General features: G+C 71.3%; 16 protein-coding genes. 3 read left to right on the top strand and 13 right to left on the bottom strand.

The window, feature by feature from the left end; all coding sequences use genetic code 11:
• Positions 1 to 20: 20 nt before the first annotated feature.
• The gene (locus JOE64_RS11905) at positions 21 to 1757 is read right to left on the bottom strand and encodes an AMP-dependent synthetase/ligase (protein ID WP_204964449.1); all 1737 of its coding nucleotides are present in this window, start codon (positions 1755 to 1757) and stop codon (positions 21 to 23) included.
• 263 nt (positions 1758 to 2020) lie between these two features.
• On the opposite strand from JOE64_RS11905, the gene JOE64_RS11910 reads away from it, so the two are divergent.
• Positions 2021 to 2407, top strand: coding sequence for an SIP domain-containing protein (locus JOE64_RS11910; RefSeq protein ID WP_204964450.1), 387 nt, complete (start codon positions 2021 to 2023; stop codon positions 2405 to 2407).
• A 57-nt stretch (positions 2408 to 2464) separates the two neighbouring features.
• Here JOE64_RS11910 and JOE64_RS11915 read toward each other — a convergent pair whose 3' ends face one another.
• The 6 genes from JOE64_RS11915 to JOE64_RS11940 form a co-directional block, all read right to left on the bottom strand.
• Positions 2465 to 3430, bottom strand: a complete 966-nt coding sequence (locus tag JOE64_RS11915; protein ID WP_204964451.1) for an alpha/beta hydrolase — start codon at positions 3428 to 3430, stop codon at positions 2465 to 2467.
• Between the two features lie 29 nt (positions 3431 to 3459).
• Entirely contained in the window at positions 3460 to 4830 is a 1371-nt protein-coding gene (gad, locus tag JOE64_RS11920) for a glutamate decarboxylase (RefSeq protein ID WP_204964452.1), read from the bottom strand.
• A gap of 26 nt (positions 4831 to 4856) precedes the next feature.
• On the bottom strand, positions 4857 to 6227 hold the full coding sequence (locus JOE64_RS11925; RefSeq protein ID WP_204964453.1) for an FAD-dependent oxidoreductase: 1371 nt from the start codon (positions 6225 to 6227) through the stop codon (positions 4857 to 4859).
• 64 nt (positions 6228 to 6291) lie between these two features.
• Complete coding sequence (locus JOE64_RS11930; protein WP_204964454.1) at positions 6292 to 7353, bottom strand: polyprenyl synthetase family protein; 1062 nt, start codon at positions 7351 to 7353, stop codon at positions 6292 to 6294.
• Between the two features lie 44 nt (positions 7354 to 7397).
• Entirely contained in the window at positions 7398 to 8183 is a 786-nt protein-coding gene (locus JOE64_RS11935; RefSeq protein WP_204964455.1) for a demethylmenaquinone methyltransferase, read from the bottom strand.
• A gap of 9 nt (positions 8184 to 8192) precedes the next feature.
• The gene (locus JOE64_RS11940; RefSeq protein WP_204964456.1) at positions 8193 to 8738 is read right to left on the bottom strand and encodes a DUF402 domain-containing protein; all 546 of its coding nucleotides are present in this window, start codon (positions 8736 to 8738) and stop codon (positions 8193 to 8195) included.
• A 115-nt stretch (positions 8739 to 8853) separates the two neighbouring features.
• On the opposite strand from JOE64_RS11940, the gene JOE64_RS11945 reads away from it, so the two are divergent.
• Positions 8854 to 10116 carry an isochorismate synthase gene (locus JOE64_RS11945; RefSeq protein ID WP_204964457.1) on the top strand — a complete coding sequence of 421 codons (1263 nt, stop codon included), beginning with the start codon at positions 8854 to 8856 and terminating at the stop codon, positions 10114 to 10116.
• A 43-nt stretch (positions 10117 to 10159) separates the two neighbouring features.
• Here the strand turns inward: JOE64_RS11945 and JOE64_RS11950 are convergent, their stop codons facing one another.
• From JOE64_RS11950 to JOE64_RS11960, 3 genes are all read right to left on the bottom strand, one after another.
• Positions 10160 to 11023 (bottom strand): polyphosphate kinase 2 family protein, encoded by an 864-nt coding sequence (locus tag JOE64_RS11950; protein WP_204964458.1) that lies wholly within the window; start codon positions 11021 to 11023, stop codon positions 10160 to 10162.
• Positions 11024 to 11146: 123 nt separating this feature from the next.
• Positions 11147 to 12952, bottom strand: a complete 1806-nt coding sequence (gene menD, locus JOE64_RS11955; protein WP_204964459.1) for a 2-succinyl-5-enolpyruvyl-6-hydroxy-3-cyclohexene-1-carboxylic-acid synthase — start codon at positions 12950 to 12952, stop codon at positions 11147 to 11149.
• A gap of 1 nt (position 12953) precedes the next feature.
• A complete protein-coding gene (locus tag JOE64_RS11960) occupies positions 12954 to 13376 on the bottom strand; it encodes a PLDc N-terminal domain-containing protein (RefSeq protein WP_204964460.1) in 423 nt (140 codons plus the stop codon).
• Positions 13377 to 13451: 75 nt separating this feature from the next.
• Between JOE64_RS11960 and JOE64_RS11965 the strand changes: the two genes are divergently transcribed.
• Positions 13452 to 13715: a DUF4229 domain-containing protein gene (locus JOE64_RS11965; protein ID WP_204964461.1), complete on the top strand. Its 264-nt coding sequence runs from the start codon at positions 13452 to 13454 to the stop codon at positions 13713 to 13715.
• A 16-nt stretch (positions 13716 to 13731) separates the two neighbouring features.
• Here JOE64_RS11965 and JOE64_RS11970 read toward each other — a convergent pair whose 3' ends face one another.
• The 3 genes from JOE64_RS11970 to JOE64_RS11980 all read right to left on the bottom strand — a co-directional run bounded on the left by JOE64_RS11970 (position 13732) and on the right by JOE64_RS11980 (position 17168).
• Entirely contained in the window at positions 13732 to 14715 is a 984-nt protein-coding gene (locus tag JOE64_RS11970) for a 1,4-dihydroxy-2-naphthoate polyprenyltransferase (protein ID WP_204964462.1), read from the bottom strand.
• Between the two features lie 190 nt (positions 14716 to 14905).
• Positions 14906 to 16153 (bottom strand): AMP-binding protein, encoded by a 1248-nt coding sequence (locus JOE64_RS11975; RefSeq protein ID WP_204964463.1) that lies wholly within the window; start codon positions 16151 to 16153, stop codon positions 14906 to 14908.
• 103 nt (positions 16154 to 16256) lie between these two features.
• Entirely contained in the window at positions 16257 to 17168 is a 912-nt protein-coding gene (locus tag JOE64_RS11980; RefSeq protein ID WP_204964464.1) for a 1,4-dihydroxy-2-naphthoyl-CoA synthase, read from the bottom strand.
• Positions 17169 to 17186: the final 18 nt, after the last annotated feature.

The raw sequence follows: 17186 nt of genomic DNA on the forward strand, positions 1-17186 counted from the left end.
TGTGCGGGAGTCGGGCGGCGTCAGCCGTAGAGGGCGTCGACGGTCGCCGCCTCGCGGTGGAGGAGCTCGCGGCGGCGGATCTTCAGCGTCGGTGTCATCACTTCGCGGTCGTCGCTGTCGGCGACGACCAGCGCAAAGCGGCGCACCTGCTCACTGCGTGAGACGAGCGCGTTGGCCTCGTCGACGGCGCGCTGGATGTCGGCTCGCAGCTGCGAATCGTCGATGTCGGCACCGACAGCGTCTCGATCGAGCACGATGAGCGCGGTCAGGTACGGGCGCCCCTCTCCGACGGTGACGGCGGAGGAGATCAGCGGGTGCTCCTCGATCGCCGCCTCCCACCGGGCCGGTGCGACGGTCTTGCCGTGGGACGTGGTCACGACATCCTTCACCCGCCCTTCGAGCACGAGCCGCCCGCGCTCGTCGAGCCTGCCCAGATCGCCGGTACGGAAGAAGCCGTCCACGAACGCCTGCGCATCGTCGGCCGCATCGCGGTAGCCCGCGAAGACGCCGACGCCGCGCGCGAGCACCTCGCCGTCGTCGGCGATGCGCACCGTCGACCCCGGCAGGGGCAGTCCGACGGTTCCGGACCGGATCGCGCCCGGGAGGTTCCCCGTCAGCGGGGCCGTCGTCTCGGTGAGACCGTACCCCTCGATCACCGGGATGCCCATGCCCCGGAACAGCAGCGACAGCCGAGGCGACAGCGTCGCACCGCCCGACAGAACGTACCGGAGCCTCCCGCCCAGCACCGCGCGCAGCCGACGATAGAACAGGAGGTCGTACAGGCGGTGGCGCAGGGTCAGCGCGGTGGGGCTCTTCACCACGGTGCCGTCGTCGCTGCGCTCGGCGCGGGTTCCGGCATCCGTCGCGGCGCGCATCGCGCCGGCCCAGAGCCGTCCGAGGTGCTTCTCGTCGGCTTTCGCGGCGGCGGAGGCCACGATCTTCTCGAGCACACGAGGGACGACCACCAGGAACGTCGGGCGCAGCACGCCGAGCGACGCCACGACCTCCGACGGCGTGGCCAGATGCGCGATGCGCATGCCGCTCGCGAGGCAGATCAGCTGCAGGCCCCGCGCGAGCACGTGCGCGAGAGGGAGGAAGATCACCGTGTTGCCGTCGGACCGGACGATGTCGGAGTACGCCGCGGCGATGTTCAGGACCTGTCCGAGGAAGTTCTCGTGGGTGAGCACGGCGGCCTTGGGGTGGCCCGTCGTTCCTGAGGTGTAGACGATCGTCGCGGGGGAATCCGGCCCGGCATGCACGCGCGCCCGCTCCACGTCGTCGCACGGCACATCCGCTCCGAGGTCGATGAGGCCCGCCAGCCCGCCCTGAAGGTCGATCACGAGCGGCACGCCGGCATCGAGGAGTGCGGTGCGCGCCCGGTCGTCACCGGCGAAAGCGATCCGCACGTCGGCGTCGGCAACGATCGCCGACACCTGGGACGCGGCGGAGGATTCGTAGACGGGCACGACCACACCCCCGGCGAACCAGATCGCGAGGTCGGCCACCGCCCACTCGTAGCGTGTCGACGACATGATCGCCACGGACTGGCCCGGCTGCAGCCCCGCAGCGACGAGCCCCCGAGCGACGCCCCATACTTCGTGGCCGAACTCGGCGGTCGACACCGTGCGCCATCCGCCGGGAGCAGCGACGTCGAACGCGATGTGGTCGGGGGCGACCGCCACCCGGCGCACGAGCAGGTCGGTCACGTTCCGGTAGTCCGACAGGTCGGCCAGAGGCGGTGTGGAGACTTCTCTCACGGCAGCGCTTTCTTTCGTCATGGTCGCGGTCGGAGAATCTTCGGAGCCGAGCCCGGATCGGATTGCTCGCGGCGCCGCCCGGTGTTGCCCGCTGTTCGACGCTCGATGCCGCAGCGCCATCCTCACACGAACGGGAACATGCCGCCGAGGCTTGCCCCACGATCGGGACGTATGCAAGTGGGGTGATGCCTCCCCGAGCGATCGTGCCCGCAAGCACCGTTTTCCATAGGTAAGGTTAGGCAATCCTTAGTAGAGTTACCGATATGACCGACGCCTCCCCCTCCCACTTCCTCATCGCCGGCGACGCCACCGACCTGCCGCTCCTGGATCAGCTGCTGCGGCGTTTGCCGGTCGACGCGTACGGACAGGTCTTCGTGGAGATCGACGCGCACGTCCAGATCTGCCCGCTCCCCGCACCCGCCGGGCTCACCGTGCACTGGCTCACGCGCGACGAGCCTCAGCGCGGAGGGCGGGCGGCTCGGGCCGTCATGGGCTGGGTGTCCGAGTGGATGCCGGATGAGGCATCCGCCCACGACGCCCCCTACGTGATGTGGATCGGATGCTCCACGAGCATCGTCATGGACCGGCTCTATGACCGTCTCGGCGACCGCCTCGAGGGCATGCACCTGCATCACCGACCGCACGACTGATCGGTTCGCGTGGTCGCGGAGCGATCGCCTCTGGCAGCAGCGCCGACCACACCGACGCTAGGCCAGCGTGCCAGCGCAGGCCCAGTCCCGGACGACCGCGTAGGCCTGCTTCCGCGGGGCATCCGCCGAAAGGAACACGTCGTGGATCGCGTCGGGAATGCGCGCGATCATGACGTGGGATCCGAGCCGGGTGGCCGCTTGGGCGATGTCGTCGACGACCAGCACGCTGTCGGTCGTGGTCATCGCCGGCATCCACTGCATCGGAGCGGTCGAACCGCGCGACAGCATCACGAGCACCGGACAGTCGATGTCGAGGCCGTCGGCAACCCGTCGATGCCCGGCGATGACGGCCGCCAGCCACCCCGGATGCGTGGGGAAACCGCGCTCGGGCCGCCACCCGTCGGGGCTGTCGGGCAGCGATCCGAGCTCGCGCTGCGCGCGGGTGTAGTAGCCGAGATCGACCACCGGGTGCGCGCCGAGCGGGTCGAATCGGGCCCGAGCGGCGATCAGCGGGGCGATGGCCTGCCTGCCGATCGCCCCCGTCTGCAGCTCCAGCCACGGACTGTTCAGAACGACCGCCGACGCCGCGTCGGGATGCCGCGAGGCCCACAGCGCGAGCGTGAGACCGCCGGTCGAGTGCCCCATAAGAACGAGACGGCGCCGACGCCCCTCCCCGCGGATCACACCGAGAGCCGCGTCGATGTCGGCGTCGTACTCGTCGAGTGACGCGACGTAGCCCGGCGTCTGGCCGGGCCGCAGACTGCGACCGTACTTCCGCAGATCGAGCGCGTAGAAGTGTGCGCCGAGCCTGTTCCAGAAGCGGGCCAGCTCGGTCTGGAAGAAGTAGTCCGACCAGCCGTGCACGTACAGCACGTCGACATCCGCCAGTGGCTTGAGCGCGGCCCGATGGGCGCGCGAGCGCACGAGGGTCGCGATGACCGGCCCCTCGGCATCCTCGCCGAGCGGAAGTGCGAGCTGCTCGAACGGCTCCCCCAGGATGTCCGGGGCCCACTCCGCTGTCATCCGGTCAGCCTAGCCACGCCCCCACGGGATCAGTGGTGAAAACCGGTCGGCCGCTCCGCGGCGGGCATAGGAGACGGGAGTGCGTCGAGATATGCGGTGGCCGAGCGGATGTCGTCGAGGAGTTCGGCGGCGAGGTCCATGCTCAGGCCATTGCGCACGACGATGCGCTGCACCGTGAGGTCGCTGAGGTCGTCGGGCATCGGATAGGCCGGGATCAGCCAGCCCTTCATCCGCAGGCGATCGGACAGGTCCTGCAGGGTCCAGTTCTCGGTGTGCCCGGGTCTCAGCTGCCAGGCGAACACCGGGATGTCGCTGCCGTCGTTCCAGAGCTCGAACGCGCCGATCTCCGCGATCCCGCGGGAGAGGTACAGCGCGACCTCCTGGGCGGCCTTCTGCATCTGCGCGTAGCCCTCGAAGCCGAGGCGGAGGAACAGGTAGTACTGCAGCAGGATCTGCGCGCCCGGGCGCGAGAAGTTGAGCGCGAAGGTGGGCATCTCTCCGCCGAGGTAGCTCACGCGGAAGACGAGATCGTCGGGCAGCCACGCCGCATCGCGCCACACGACCCATCCGACGCCAGGATAGACCCCGCCGTACTTGTGCCCCGACGTCGAGACGGAGTGCACCCTCGGCAGGCGGAAGTCCCAGACCAGATCCGGCTGCAGGAACGGTGCGATCATCGCCCCGGACGCCCCGTCCACGTGGATCGGGATGTCCAGCCCCGTCTTGCGCTGGATGGCGTCCAGTGCGGCAGCGATCTCGGCCACCGGTTCGTACATGCCCGTGTACGTGACCCCCAGAATCGCGACGACGCCGATCGTGTTCTCGTCGACGTAGTCCTCGAGGGCGTTCCCGTCGAGCACGCGGTGTTCGTCACTCAAGGGAACGAACCGAGGTTCGACGTCGAAGTAGTTACAGAACTTCTCCCAGCAGACCTGAACCGCCGAGCTCATCACGAGGTTCGGTCGGTCGTGGGGAAGACCAGCTGCCGATCGCGCGTTGCGCCACAGCCGCTTGAACGCGAGACCGCCGAGCATGCATGCCTCGGACGAACCGGTCGTGGAGGTGCCGACCGCGGCCTGCACGTCGGGCGTATGCCAGAGATCGGCCAGCATCTGCCAGCAGTTCTTCTCGATCTCCGCGGTACGCGGGTACTCGTCCTTGTCGATCATGTTCTTGTCGTACGCCTGGGCGTACAGCCGGTCGGCGTGATCGTCCATCCACGTCGTGACGAACGTGGCGAGGTTCAACCGGGCGTTGCCGTCGAGCATGATCTCGTCATGGACGAGCTCGTAGGCGGTGTCGGGCAGCATGCCCGACACCGGGAAGGCATCGCGGCGTGCGACGGTGGCCTCACCGGGCCGATCGAACAGGGGCGTCTCTTCGCCGCTCATCGCACCCATGCCCGACCTCCTCGCTCCGCCTCGGGTCACACGCCGCGCGAGACCCGGACCATCTCATCGCGATCGACGACCTTGATGCGCGCTCGCTCCTGGGCGGCTCCGAGGGCGATCTCGTGCTCGTCGAGGCGGTGCCAGCCGTCGAGGTCGGTCCACGCCACACCGCGCTCGGCGAGGAGGGCCGGGATCGCCTCGGGCGACGGATCCTCGGGCGTCCACCACGAGGCCTGGTCGTTGATCAGGTGACTGACCGTCTCCATGGCATCCGACTTCGTGTGGCCGATGAGGCCGACGGGGCCGCGCTTGATCCAGCCGGTCGCGTAGACGCCGGGCACGCGCTCGTTCGAATCCTTGCGCAGCACCTGGCCCTCGTGGTTCGGGATGACGCCGTGCTTCTTGTCGAAGGGCACACCCGGCAGAGGTGAGCCGAAGTAGCCGACCGCCCGGTACATCTGCTGCACGGGAACCTCACGCAGCTCGCCCGTGCCGACGATGCCGCCCTCGCCGTCGGGCCGGGTGCGCTCGTAGACGAGGGCGCTGACGCGACCGTCCTCGGTCTTCACCTCGACGGGCTTGGCCCAGAAGTGCAGGTGCAGGCGACGGCTCGCCTCGCCCCCCGCGTTGTTCGCACTCGGCCGCTGACGCCACGACTGCAGCACGCGATCGATGACCATGACCTGCTTGTTGCTCGCGATGGCGGCCCGGGATGCCTCGTCGTAGTCGAAGTCCTCGTCGTAGACGACCATGTCGACGTCGCGCAGCTCGCCGAGCTCGCGCAGTTCGAGAGGCGTGAACTTCACCTGCGCCGGACCGCGGCGGCCGAACACATGCACGTCGGTGATCTGCGAGGCCTCGAGCGCCGCCTGCACGTTCGCCGGGATCTCGGTGACCAACAGGTCTTCGGCGTGCTTGGCGAGCACGCGCGCGACGTCGAGCGCGACGTTGCCGACGCCGACGACGGCGACCGACGCGGCATCCAGCGGCCACTCGCGCGGGAAATCGGGGTGGCCGTCGTACCAGCTGACGAAGTCGGCGGCGCCGTAGGAACCGGCGGCGTCGATGCCGGGGATGTCGAGGTCGGCGTCGCGGATCGCGCCGGTCGCGAAGATGACGGCGTTGTAGTGGTTCTTCAGATCGTCGATCGTGAGATCCTCGCCGAAACGGACGCCGCCGAAGATGCGGATGTCACCGCGGTCGAGCACGTCGCGGAGGGCCGTGATGATGCCCTTGATGCGCGGGTGGTCGGGCGCGACCCCATAGCGGACGAGCCCGTAGGGCGCGGGCAGGTGATCGAACAGGTCGATCGAGACGTCGAACTTGCGCTCGGCCTTCAGCAGGATGTCTGCGGCGTAGATGCCGGCGGGGCCCGCACCGACGATGGCCAGCCTGAGCTTCGTCATGTGTGTTCCTTTGCGTTGCGGGACCGCGTCGTCAGATCCCTGAGCGTGACGAGGAGTCGAGCGCTCACGAGGAGCGGTCGACGATGACGTGCGCGAGCTTCACGAGGGCATCGCGCACCGCCCCCGGCGGAAGCGGATCGATCGCCGCGATCGCGGCGTCGGCCCACTCGTAGGCCTGTCGGCGCGTCTCGTGCGTCGCCGGGTGGTCGCGCAGCTGCGCGATCGCCTCGTCGAGGATCGCCGGATCGGCGCCGTCCGCGATCCGCGCGACGCCGTCGTCGATCGTCGCCTTGAGAGCGCGCGAGGCCGGGTCGGTGGCGCGCCCGAGCAGCAGGTAGGGCATCGTCAGGACACCGGCACGCAGGTCGGTGCCGGGAACCTTGCCGGTCTCCCCCGGGTCGTCGGAGAGGTCGATGACGTCGTCGAGCAGCTGGAAGGCGATGCCGACCTTCTCGCCGTAGGCGAGCGTCGGGGCCCGATACTCGGACGGGGCATCCGAGAACAGGATGCCCGCCTGCGCCGACGCGGCGATGAGCGAACCGGTCTTGTCGGCGAGCACTTGCAGATAGAACGCGACCGCGTCCTCCCCTGCCTGCGGCCCGACGGTCTCGTGCATCTGACCGAGCACCAGGCGCTCGAAGGTGTCGGCCTGCAGCCGGATGGCGCGTTCCCCGATCTGCGCCATGAGCTGGCTCGCGCGGGAGAAGAGCAGATCCCCGGTCAGGATGGCGACGTTGTTGCCCCACACGGCGTGCGCGCTGGGCACGCCGCGCCGCACATCGGCGCCGTCCATGACGTCGTCGTGGTAGAGCGAGCCGAGGTGCGTCATCTCGAGCGCCGTGGCTCCGGCGATCACGCGATCGGTGGTTCCCTCGCCGAGCTGCGCCGTCAGGAGCGTCAGCATGGGCCGAACCCGCTTGCCGCCCGCCTCGTAGAGGTAGCGCGTCGTCGCGTCGGCGAGCGAGTCGCTCACCTTCAGTTCGCGGGCGAGCGTCTGCTCGACACGATCGAGTCCGTCTTCGACGACGCCCAGCAGCTTGCGCAGGCGCGGCCCGGCCAGGACACGCTCCGTCAGGCCCAGATGGGCCGAGAGTCGTTCGCCGGAGGCGGGAAGGCTCGCAGTCACCAGATCAGCCTACCGGGACGGGTGAGTGCGTCGGCTGGGAACACTCATGCGGGCGACGGGACCGTCGGCGTCGCCGGATTGATCGCACGATGAAGCGCCACGATCCCGCCGGTCAGGTCGCGGTGGGCGACGTTCCCCCACCCCGCGTCGCGGATCCAGCCCGACAGGGTCACCTGATCCGGCCAGTCGCGGATCGACTCGTTGAGGTAGTCGTACGCGTCGGCGTTGGAGCTCACGGCGCGCGCGACGATCGGCAGCACGCGGTCGTTGTAGAAGCCGTACAGCGCCGCGAACGCCGCGCTCTGCGGATGCGAGAACTCGCAGATCACGAGCCGGCCGCCGGGCGCCGTGACGCGCCGCATCTCGGCGAGCGCGGCACGCGGGTCGTTGACGTTGCGCAGCCCGAAGGAGATCGTGACGGTGTCGAACTCGCCGTCCGAGAAGGGGAGCGCCATGGCATCCGCCTCGACGAAGGTCACGTTGGTGACGTGCCCGTGGCGACGACGCCCCTCGGCGATCATGCCGGGCGAGAAATCGCCCGCGACGACCTCGGCGCCGCTGCGTGCCAGGGCGACCGAGCTCGCCCCGGTGCCGGCGGCGAGGTCGAGGATGCGCTGCCCGGGGCGCGGGGCGACCGCACGCGTCGCGGCGATGCGCCAGAGGCGATCCTGCCCCAGGCTCAGGACGGTGTTGGTGCGGTCGTAGCGGGCGGCGACCTCGTCGAACATGCCGCTCACCCGCGACGGGTCCTTGCCCAGGTCGGCACGGTGTGCGGATGCCTCCGCGGAGGAGTCGGCGTGCGGATCGGCCGGGTGCGGGGCGTCGCTCATCCCTCGATCCTAGATCGGGGCGAGCCGGTCGAGCTCGGCGAGCCAGTGCGCCGCGGTGGCGCCGTCGAAGGGCACGGTCTCGGCGCCGACGTCGCGCTGCAGATCGAGGGCGACCTGCTCGAGCCGGTCGACGATCGCGGCCGGGTAGCCGTACCGCTCGCGGTGCTCGTCCCACTCGTCGCGGTCGTCGATCCAGACGCCGCGCTCGTCGTGCGAGCGCACGACGTCGAGATCCATGTCGATGCCGGTGGGCGCTCCGTCCTGCCAGCGCACGTCCCAGGCCACGTCGATGTAGATCGCAGTGCGCGGGTGGGTCGCGTTGAAGGTCGCCGCGTACTCGCCGCCGGGCGGCATCAGCGTCACGTTGTCGCCGTCCGAGGCGACATCGCGTGCGGGACGGGCGCTGCGCCATCCGCTGCGCTGTCCGACCCAGTCGCCCCACCGGTCGCTGCCGAGGAAGACGCAGTCGTGCTCCCAGTGCGGCGATCCGTCCCATTTGCGCCAGAGGAAGACGACAGGGGTGCCGGGCGCGGGTCGCTGCGAGTCATCGGTCACGGATCGAGACTACGCGCTCTCCCCCGGGCGCAGCCCGGTGACTCGGCTCCCCGGCCTCTCCCCGGCGGCGTGCGTCGCGGGCCCGGCCGAAGCGCCGCCGATTAGGCTGGAGGGTGTGACCCGCCCCGATGCCAGCCCGACCCGGCTGCGGGTGATCACCCGCGAGATCGCCCCGGTGGGAGATCTCCTCTCGTACGCCGCACCCCACGATCCGCTGGTGTGGACGAGGCGCGGCTCGTGGCTCGTCGGGGTCGGTTCGGCACTCACCCTCACCGCACCGGCCGGCGAGGCTGCCGGCCTCGCGGACCGCTGGCGCGAGATCGCGAACGCGGCGCGGATCGACGATCACGTCGAGACCACCGGAACGGGATTGATCGCCTTCGGCGCCTTGCCGTTCGCGACCGATTCGGGCGCCCTCGCGCACCTCACGGTGCCGCACCTGACGATCGGCCACCGCGACGGACGCACCTGGGCCACATGGGTGCTGCCCCCGGACGGTCACGACGAGCCCGAGGCCCCGCAACCGATCGACTTCGGCCCGCACTGGTCGGCGGCCGTCGGCCCCGGTGCGCTCTCCCCCGAGGGGTATCAGGATGCCGTGCGCGCCGCCCTGGCCGCGATCTCCGTCGGCGATGTCAGCAAGGTCGTCGTCGCGCGCGACCTCGTCGGCACGGTACCGGCGGGCTCCGACCTGCGCCGGCTGGTGCGAGCCCTCGCCTCGGGCTACCCCGACACCTGGGTCTACGCGGTGGACGGCCTCATCGGCGCGAGCCCCGAGACCCTCGTCACGGTCGAAAACGGCGCCGTCACGGCGCGCGTGCTGGCCGGCACCCTCCCCCGTGGCGCCGACCCCGATGCCGACCGCGAGGCCGCCCTCGCCCTGGCATCCAGCGGCAAAGACCTCGACGAGCACGGCTACGCGGTGCGCAGCCTCGTCGACGCACTGACGCCGTTCACCTCGGCCCTCGCCGCCGGTGAGCAGCCGTTCACCCTCGCCCTGCCGAACGTCTGGCATCTCGCGACCGACGTCGAGGCGACGACGGCCGCCGACACCTCGGTGCTCGATCTGCTCGCGGCCCTCCATCCCACCGCGGCGGTCGCGGGCACCCCGACGGATGCCGCCCTGGCCACCATCTCGCGGATCGAGCCGTTCGACCGCGGCCGGTACGCGGGCCCCGTCGGCTGGGTCGACGCGCACGGCGACGGCGAATGGGCGATCGCGCTGCGCGGGGCGCAATTCCACCTCGCGGCAGCGGATGAGGGCGGCATCCCGTTCACCGCGTACGCGGGCGCGGGGATCGTCGCCGGCAGCGATCCCGAGACGGAGCTCCTCGAGACGCGCCTGAAGTTCCGGCCCATCGTCGACGCGCTCGCGTAGCGGCCGCGCCGGGACTTGGCGCTCGGACCGGCGCTGTCCGGGCTCAGGTCGCGGCGAGGCGCTGCTTCTCCGCCGCCACGTCGAAATCGGCGGCGGGCCAGCGCGGATCGATGTCCTCGAGGGCTTCGAGCAGCAGTGCCTGCACCGCGATCCGCGCGTACCACTTGGCATTCGCGGGGATCACGTACCAGGGGGCGTTCGGGGTCGACGTCCGCTCGAACACGGTCTGATACGCGTCCATGTACGCGGGCCAGAGCTTCCGCTCGTCGACGTCACCGGGGTTGTACTTCCAGTTCTTGTCGGGTCGGTCGAGCCGCTCCATGAGCCGCTCCTTCTGCTCGTCCGGCGAGATGTGCAGCATCACCTTGACGATGCGCGTACCGGCATCCGTCAACCGCTTCTCGAAGTCGACGATCGCGCCGTATCGCCGCTCGATCTCGTCCGCCGGGGCGAGCTGACGCACCCGGCCGATGAGCACGTCCTCGTAGTGCGACCGGTCGAAGACGCCGATGTAGCCGGGCTCGGGAACCCGCTTCTCGATGCGCCAGAGGAAGTCGTGCGCCAGCTCTTCGGAGGTCGGCTTCTTGAACGCGGCGAGCGAGACGCCCTGCGGATCGACCGAGCCGACGACGTGGCGGACGATCCCGCCCTTGCCCGCAGAGTCCATCGCCTGCAGCACGAGCAGCACCGATGGCGTTCCGTCGACGACACGGCTCTGCGCGAACAGCCGCTCTTGCAGATCGTCGAGCTGATCGGCTCCGGCGGCGAGGTCGTCGCGACCGTTCTTCTTGCCGCCCTCGTAGCCGGGCGTCGCGTCCGGATCGACATCGGCCAGCCGGAAGCCCTCGCCGGCGCGCAGCAGTTCGGCGGGCTCTCCTGACCAGTGGGTCTGGCTCTTCGCAGTCATGGCCCCATCCTGGCCGACCGCGTGCCGTGTCGGATGCCGCGGGCGCCGCGTGGCGCGATCCACGCCGCGTCGAGGCACAGCGCGGCACGGTCGCCGCGTCGAGACACGGCGCGGCCTGCGCGGTCAGCGCGCGAGGGCGACCTCGACGATCTGCCGTCCCGCGACCGGACCGGTGAGAGCCTGGTCGAGCTCGGCACGCGTGGTCGCGCGCACGTACTCCCAGCCGTACGCGGAGGCGAGCCGGTCGATCGCCACCGCCTGTGGGGTGTACAGAACGCGCTCCATCGCCGCCGGCGTCGCCGTCTGCGCGACCTCGAGCCCGTCGAAGATGGTGCCGCCGCCGTCGTTGCCGACGATCACCTGGATTCGGGGCGCCTGCTCGCCCACCGGCAGCAGCAGGCCGCCGACGTCGTGCAGGAACGCAAGGTCGCCCGAGACGACGCGTGTCACCCCGGCCACACCCCCGGATTGGCTCACGAGCGCGATGCCCATGCCCGTCGCGATCGTGCCGTCGATGCCGGCGAGGCCACGATTCGCATGGACCGGCACTTTCTTGCCCGCCAGCAGCTGGTCGGCGACACGCACGAGCCTCGACGAGGCGAACAGCAGCCGGTCGTGCGGCCAGGTGGCCCGCCAGACGGCATCGACGAGGGCGGCGCGATCGATCGGGGCGCGCAGCACGCCCAGCTCGGCAGAGATCGCGCCGAGCCGCTCGCTCGGCACGGCCGACGCGAGCGCATCGGCGTCGGGCGCGGCCGGAGCGAGATCGACGGCCGCCGCCCGCGATGCCCGCATCCACGCGCCGAACCACTCGCGGTCGAACTCGCCGACCGCCGCGATGACGGCATCGACCGCCGTCGTCGCCTCATTGAGGTTGAGCGGCTCGCCCGGACCGCGCACCGCGAACACCTCCACCTCCGGATCCGACAGCAGTGCCGTCACCTCACGGCTGAGCGTCGGATGCCCGAAGACGACGACCCGTTCGATCCGTCCGCCGAGATCGGGATCGGCGAGCAGGCTCCGGTACCCGTGCACGAGGTTCCGCCCGAAGCGGGCCCCCGAGACGATCTCGGCCACGAGCGGCCACCCGCCCGCGTGCGCGAGGGTCTCCGCGGCCGCCCCGGCATCCGCACCGGCGACGACGATCGTGCGCGGGCCTCGTACCAGCACGTGCGGGTCGACGTCGGGATCGGTCGGCTGGTTGGCCTCGCCGATCCCGCCGCCGCCCTGGTAGAGCGCACCCGAGGGGTCGGGGGCCGCGGGCGGGGCCTCGACAGGAACGTCATCCGGGCCGGGCTCGATCGCCGACAGCTCGATCGTCGGCATCCCCAGCCAGGCCGGCACCTCGCCGGCCAGCGGCTCGCGCGAGGGCAGGTTCAGATGCACCGGACCGGCCTGGCGCGTGCCGGCGCCGAGCGCGGCGGCGACGGACTCTTCGGCGACGCGGCGGAGCATCGCGGACTGCGCCCCCGTGCCGTCCTCGTCGATCTCGTCGGGCACCGGCAGATCGGTCTCGAACCGGACGCTCGGGGCGAACATGCCCGGCTGGCGGGTGGTCTGGTTGGCGCCGACGCCGCGCAGCTCGGGCGGCCGGTCGGCGGTCAGCAGCAGCATCGGGATGCCCGCGTGGAACGCCTCGAGCGCCGCCGGCAGCAGGTTCGCGACCGCGGTGCCCGACGTGCAGATGACGGCGGCGGGCATCCGACTCTCGCGGCCGATGCCGAGGGCGGTGAACCCGGCGACGCGTTCGTCGATGCGCACGTGCACGGATGCCGCGCCCCGCTCTTCGAGCTCGGCGACCACCAGGGCGAGCGCTTGAGAGCGCGAACCCGGGCTCACCACAAAGTGACGGACCCCGAGCTCCACGAGGCGGCCGAGCAGGGCGGCGGCGGCGTCTGTCGCGGGCGCCGCCCGACGAGAAGAGTCCATCTCAGCCGCGCGCTCCGCGGGAGGGCCCCTCGCCGTCGTCGTCGGTCGCCGGCGCAGCCGTGTCGGCCGGACCCGTTCCGCGCGCGGAGCCGGGACCGTCTTGATCGGGGTCTTCCGCGTCCAGGGCGGCCAGCTCGGCCTCGAGCCGGCGGATCCGCTCGTCCTGGTCGCTGATCGTGCCGATGCTCCCGAGGAAGTCGGGATCGTCATCGGGCGCCCGGTTGAGCGGCTGTGGGTTCAGTCGCCCCCGCCCCACGACGAACCAGAGGATGCCGCCGAGCACCGGCAACAGGACGACGATGAGCAGCCACACGGGCTTGTTCACACCGCGGTGGCGCGTGGGAGGCAGCAGCGCGCAGTCGACGATGCTGTAGACCCAGAACGCGATCAGCAGCAGCAGCGCCGGGAGCAGGATGCGCACCATCGTCCCATCTTAGGCGCGTGACCGAGGTGGGCGGCGGGCGTGGGCACCGCCGCACGCCGCGCGTAAGCTGGAGACATGCGCGTTCGCTCGACCCTCGTCTACACCGTCCTGCGACTCGCCGCCTTCCTCGTGCCGTTCGGCATCATGATGCTGCTGCCGGTCATGCGGGAGTTCTACTGGCTCTCGGCCATCTTCGCCGCTTTGATCGGCCTCAGCCTGTCGATGCTGTTCCTGCGTCGGCCGCTCGGTGCGATGACCGAGGGCATGGCCGCACGTCGCCCCCGCCGCGCCACCGACGAGGACATCGAGGACGCCGCGACGGAGTCCGAGAAGAGCTGAGCTCGGCGCGCCGCCGTCAGTCGACGAATGCCCAGAAGAGCAGGGCGGCCAGGGCGAGTGACGTCAGCGACGTGAGGCTCAGCGCGACGACCAGTTCACGGGGCTGGCGGTAGGTCCACACGATGAGGATCGCGCACGCCGCCGGGATGAGCGCGAGCAGCGCCAGCCAGGCCAGCGGGTAGAACGGCGCCAGCAGCACGACGATCGCGAACGGGGCGAGCACGAGGAGCGTGAACAGCACCTGCGTGGCGCGGCGCCCGATCCGCACCGTGAGCGTGCGCTTGCCGGCGAGGCGGTCCTGGTCGATGTCGCGCAGGTTGTTCGCGAGCAGCACGGCGCAGGCGAGCAGTCCCGCCGCGACGCCCGCGAGCCAGGACTCCTGCGAGACGCCTCCGGTCTGCACGAACGTGGTTCCCGCGGTGGCGACGAGGCCGAAGAAGACGAACACGAACAGCTCGCCGAGGCCGGCGTATCCGTAGGGATGCTTGCCGCCGGTGTAGAACCATGCGGCGACCAGGCACACGGTCCCCACGAGCAGCATCCACCAGTGCCCCGTGCGCACGACGATCGCGAGGCCGGCGACGGCCGCGACGGCGAACGAGACGAGGGCGGCGGTCAGCACGGCGCGCGGCGAGGCTTTGCGCGATGCGGTCAGGCGCGCGGGACCGACGCGGTGGTCGTCGGTGCCGCGGATGCCGTCGCTGTAGTCGTTGGCGTAATTGACGCCGATCTGGATCGCGACCGCGACGACGAGGCAGCACAGCGCGATCACGCCGTGCAGGTCGCTGCGCTCGGTGAGAGCGGCTCCTGTACCGAGCACGACGGGGGCGACGGCGAGCGGCAGGGTGCGCAGCCGGGCGGCGCCGATCCAGTCGCGGATCGTCGCCTTCTCGACGTGCGCTGGATCACGCGGCGCGTGCGCCTTCTGCGGGTTGCCGCCGGGCTTGCGCCGCGCCGCCGACGATCCGGAGTGCTTCTTCTTACGGGTGCTGCCTGCCACCCGAGCATCCTATGCCCGCGCGTGCATGTGCCCACCGGATGGGGCATCGGAGGGTCCCGACGGGCATCCGCCCGCTGCGCTGCGGCGAGCGCCGCGTTGCCGCCGCACGTGTCCGCCGCGCCTCGCGCCCGCGTCGCGGTCACGCCGCACATCGTCTCGTCCCGGGCGGGATCCGGCCCGGAACCGCGTGTCAGCGGCCGAGCGCTCGGTCGGCGGCGAGCGCCCGAAGAGCCGTGCGGTCCGGCTTGCCGCTCGGCAGCAGCGGAATGCCGTCGACCGGCACGACCCCGCACGGCCGGGCGACCTTGCCGATCGCCCCTTCGACGGCGGCGCGCACGATGTCGAGCGCGTCGGGCCGATGCGCCGCGAGGCCCGCGGAAACGACGACGGATGCCTGCCCCCACCGCTCGTCCGGGACGGGCACGACGACGGCGTCGTCGAACCCGGGCAGCGCGCGCACGACGTGCGCGACGCGGCTCAGCGCGACGTTGACCCCACCCGAGACGATGACGTCGTCGAGTCGACCGGTGACGCGCAGGCATCCGTCGTCGAACTCTCCGGTATCGCCCGTCCGATACCAGCGCGCACCGTCGGCGTCCCGGACGAACGCGGCGGCCGTGCGCTCAGGGTCGTCGAGGTATCCGTCGGCGAGCGTCGGACCCGACAGCTGCACCTCGCCGTCGACGACGCGGATCCGGGTGCCCTCCAGTGGGACGCCGTCGTAGACGCAGCCGCCCGCCGTCTCACTCGATCCGTACGTGCGCACGAAGGAGACGCCCGCCGCGGCGGCGCGTTCCGCCAGCGCGGGGGCGAGGGCCTGACCGCCGACGAGCACCGCCGCGAAGCCGGCGAGCGCGCGGGTCGGCGCCGGATCGGGATCGGCGAGGATCGTCTGCAGCTGGGCGGGAACGAGCGACGTATAGGTCGGGACGCGGCGACCTCCCTCGCTCGAGGCCATGGCCGCGGCGGCCGCAGCGAATGCATGTGCCGAGAACGACCCGGCGAGGATCGCGGGCTCGCGCCCCGCGATCAGCGACCGCACGAGCACCTGCACCCCCGCAATGTAGCCGGGCGGCAGCGCCAGCAGCCAGGCACCCGAGCCGATGCGGTCGGCGGTCGCGAGAGCCGAGGAGGTGAGGGCCGAACGGCTCAGTACGACGGATTTCGGGTATCCCGTCGATCCCGAGGTCGTCACCACGACCGCCGTTCCCGCGGGAGCGTCCCCCGGCACCGGCGCGCGCGAGCCGGGGCCCCCGCCCGCATTTGCCCCCGGATCCAGGCTCGAGTCGGGGCCCGCGCCCGCACCCGGGCCCGGACCTGCACCCGGCTTAACACCAGCGCCGCCGAGCGCGATCGCGGGCCCCGCACCCAGCACCGCGCCCCGCAGCCCACGCAGGACGGCACGGGCGTCCGTGGCATCCACCGGCTCGATCTGCATCCCGCGAAACCTCCCGTATGTCACGTTACGCGCCGCAAAAGCGTACATATGCGCAGTCTCGCGGAGACCGGCGACGCCGACGCGGGCGGCGGGATCAGGGGCGTCAGTAGTGGTAGGGGTAGGGAGACCAGTCCGGGTCGCGCTTCTCGAGGAACGCGTCGCGGCCCTCGACGGCCTCGTCAGTGCCGTAGGCGAGGCGCGTCGCCTCGCCGGCGAACACCTGCTGGCCGACCATGCCGTCGTCGATCGCGTTGAAGGCGAACTTCAGCATGCGGATCGCCGTCGGCGACTTGCCGAGGATCGTCCGCGCCATCGCGATCGCCTCGCGCTCGAGCTCCGCGTGCGGCACGACGCGGTTCACCGCGCCCATCTCGTGCGCCCGCTGGGCCGAGTACTCCTCGGCGAGGAAGAACACCTCGCGCGCGACCTTCTGCCCCACCTGACGGGCCATGTACGCCGACCCGTAGCCGGCGTCGAACGACCCGACGTCGGCGTCGGTCTGCTTGAACCGGCCGTGTTCGGCGGATGCCACGGACAGATCGCAGACGATGTGCAGCGAATGCCCGCCGCCCGCCGCCCACCCGGGGATCACGGCGATCACGACCTTCGGCATGAAGCGGATCAGCCGCTGGACCTCGAGGATGTGCAGACGCCCCGCGCGCGCCGGGTCGGGAGCCGTCGCATCGTCGGCCGCGTACGTGTAGCCGTCACGTCCGCGGATGCGCTGATCGCCACCCGAGCAGAACGCCCACCCGCCGTCCTTCGGGCTCGGGCCGTTGCCGGTGAGCAGGACGACGCCGATCTTCGGGTCCTGCCGGGCGATGTCGAGCGCGCGATACAGCTCGTCGACGGTGTGCGGCCGGAAGGCGTTGCGCACCTCGGGACGGTCGAACGCGATCCGCGCGATGCGCCCGTCGGTCGAGGTGTGCGCCGTGATGTCGGTGTAGGCCTCGGCGCCCGGGGCGAGCATCCATTCCGCGGCGTCGAACAGGTCGGAGACGAAGGCGTCGGTCACCCGGCCAGCCTACGCGGG

It is taken from the genome of Microbacterium dextranolyticum, assembly GCF_016907295.1.
GTDB lineage: Bacteria > Actinomycetota > Actinomycetes > Actinomycetales > Microbacteriaceae > Microbacterium > Microbacterium dextranolyticum.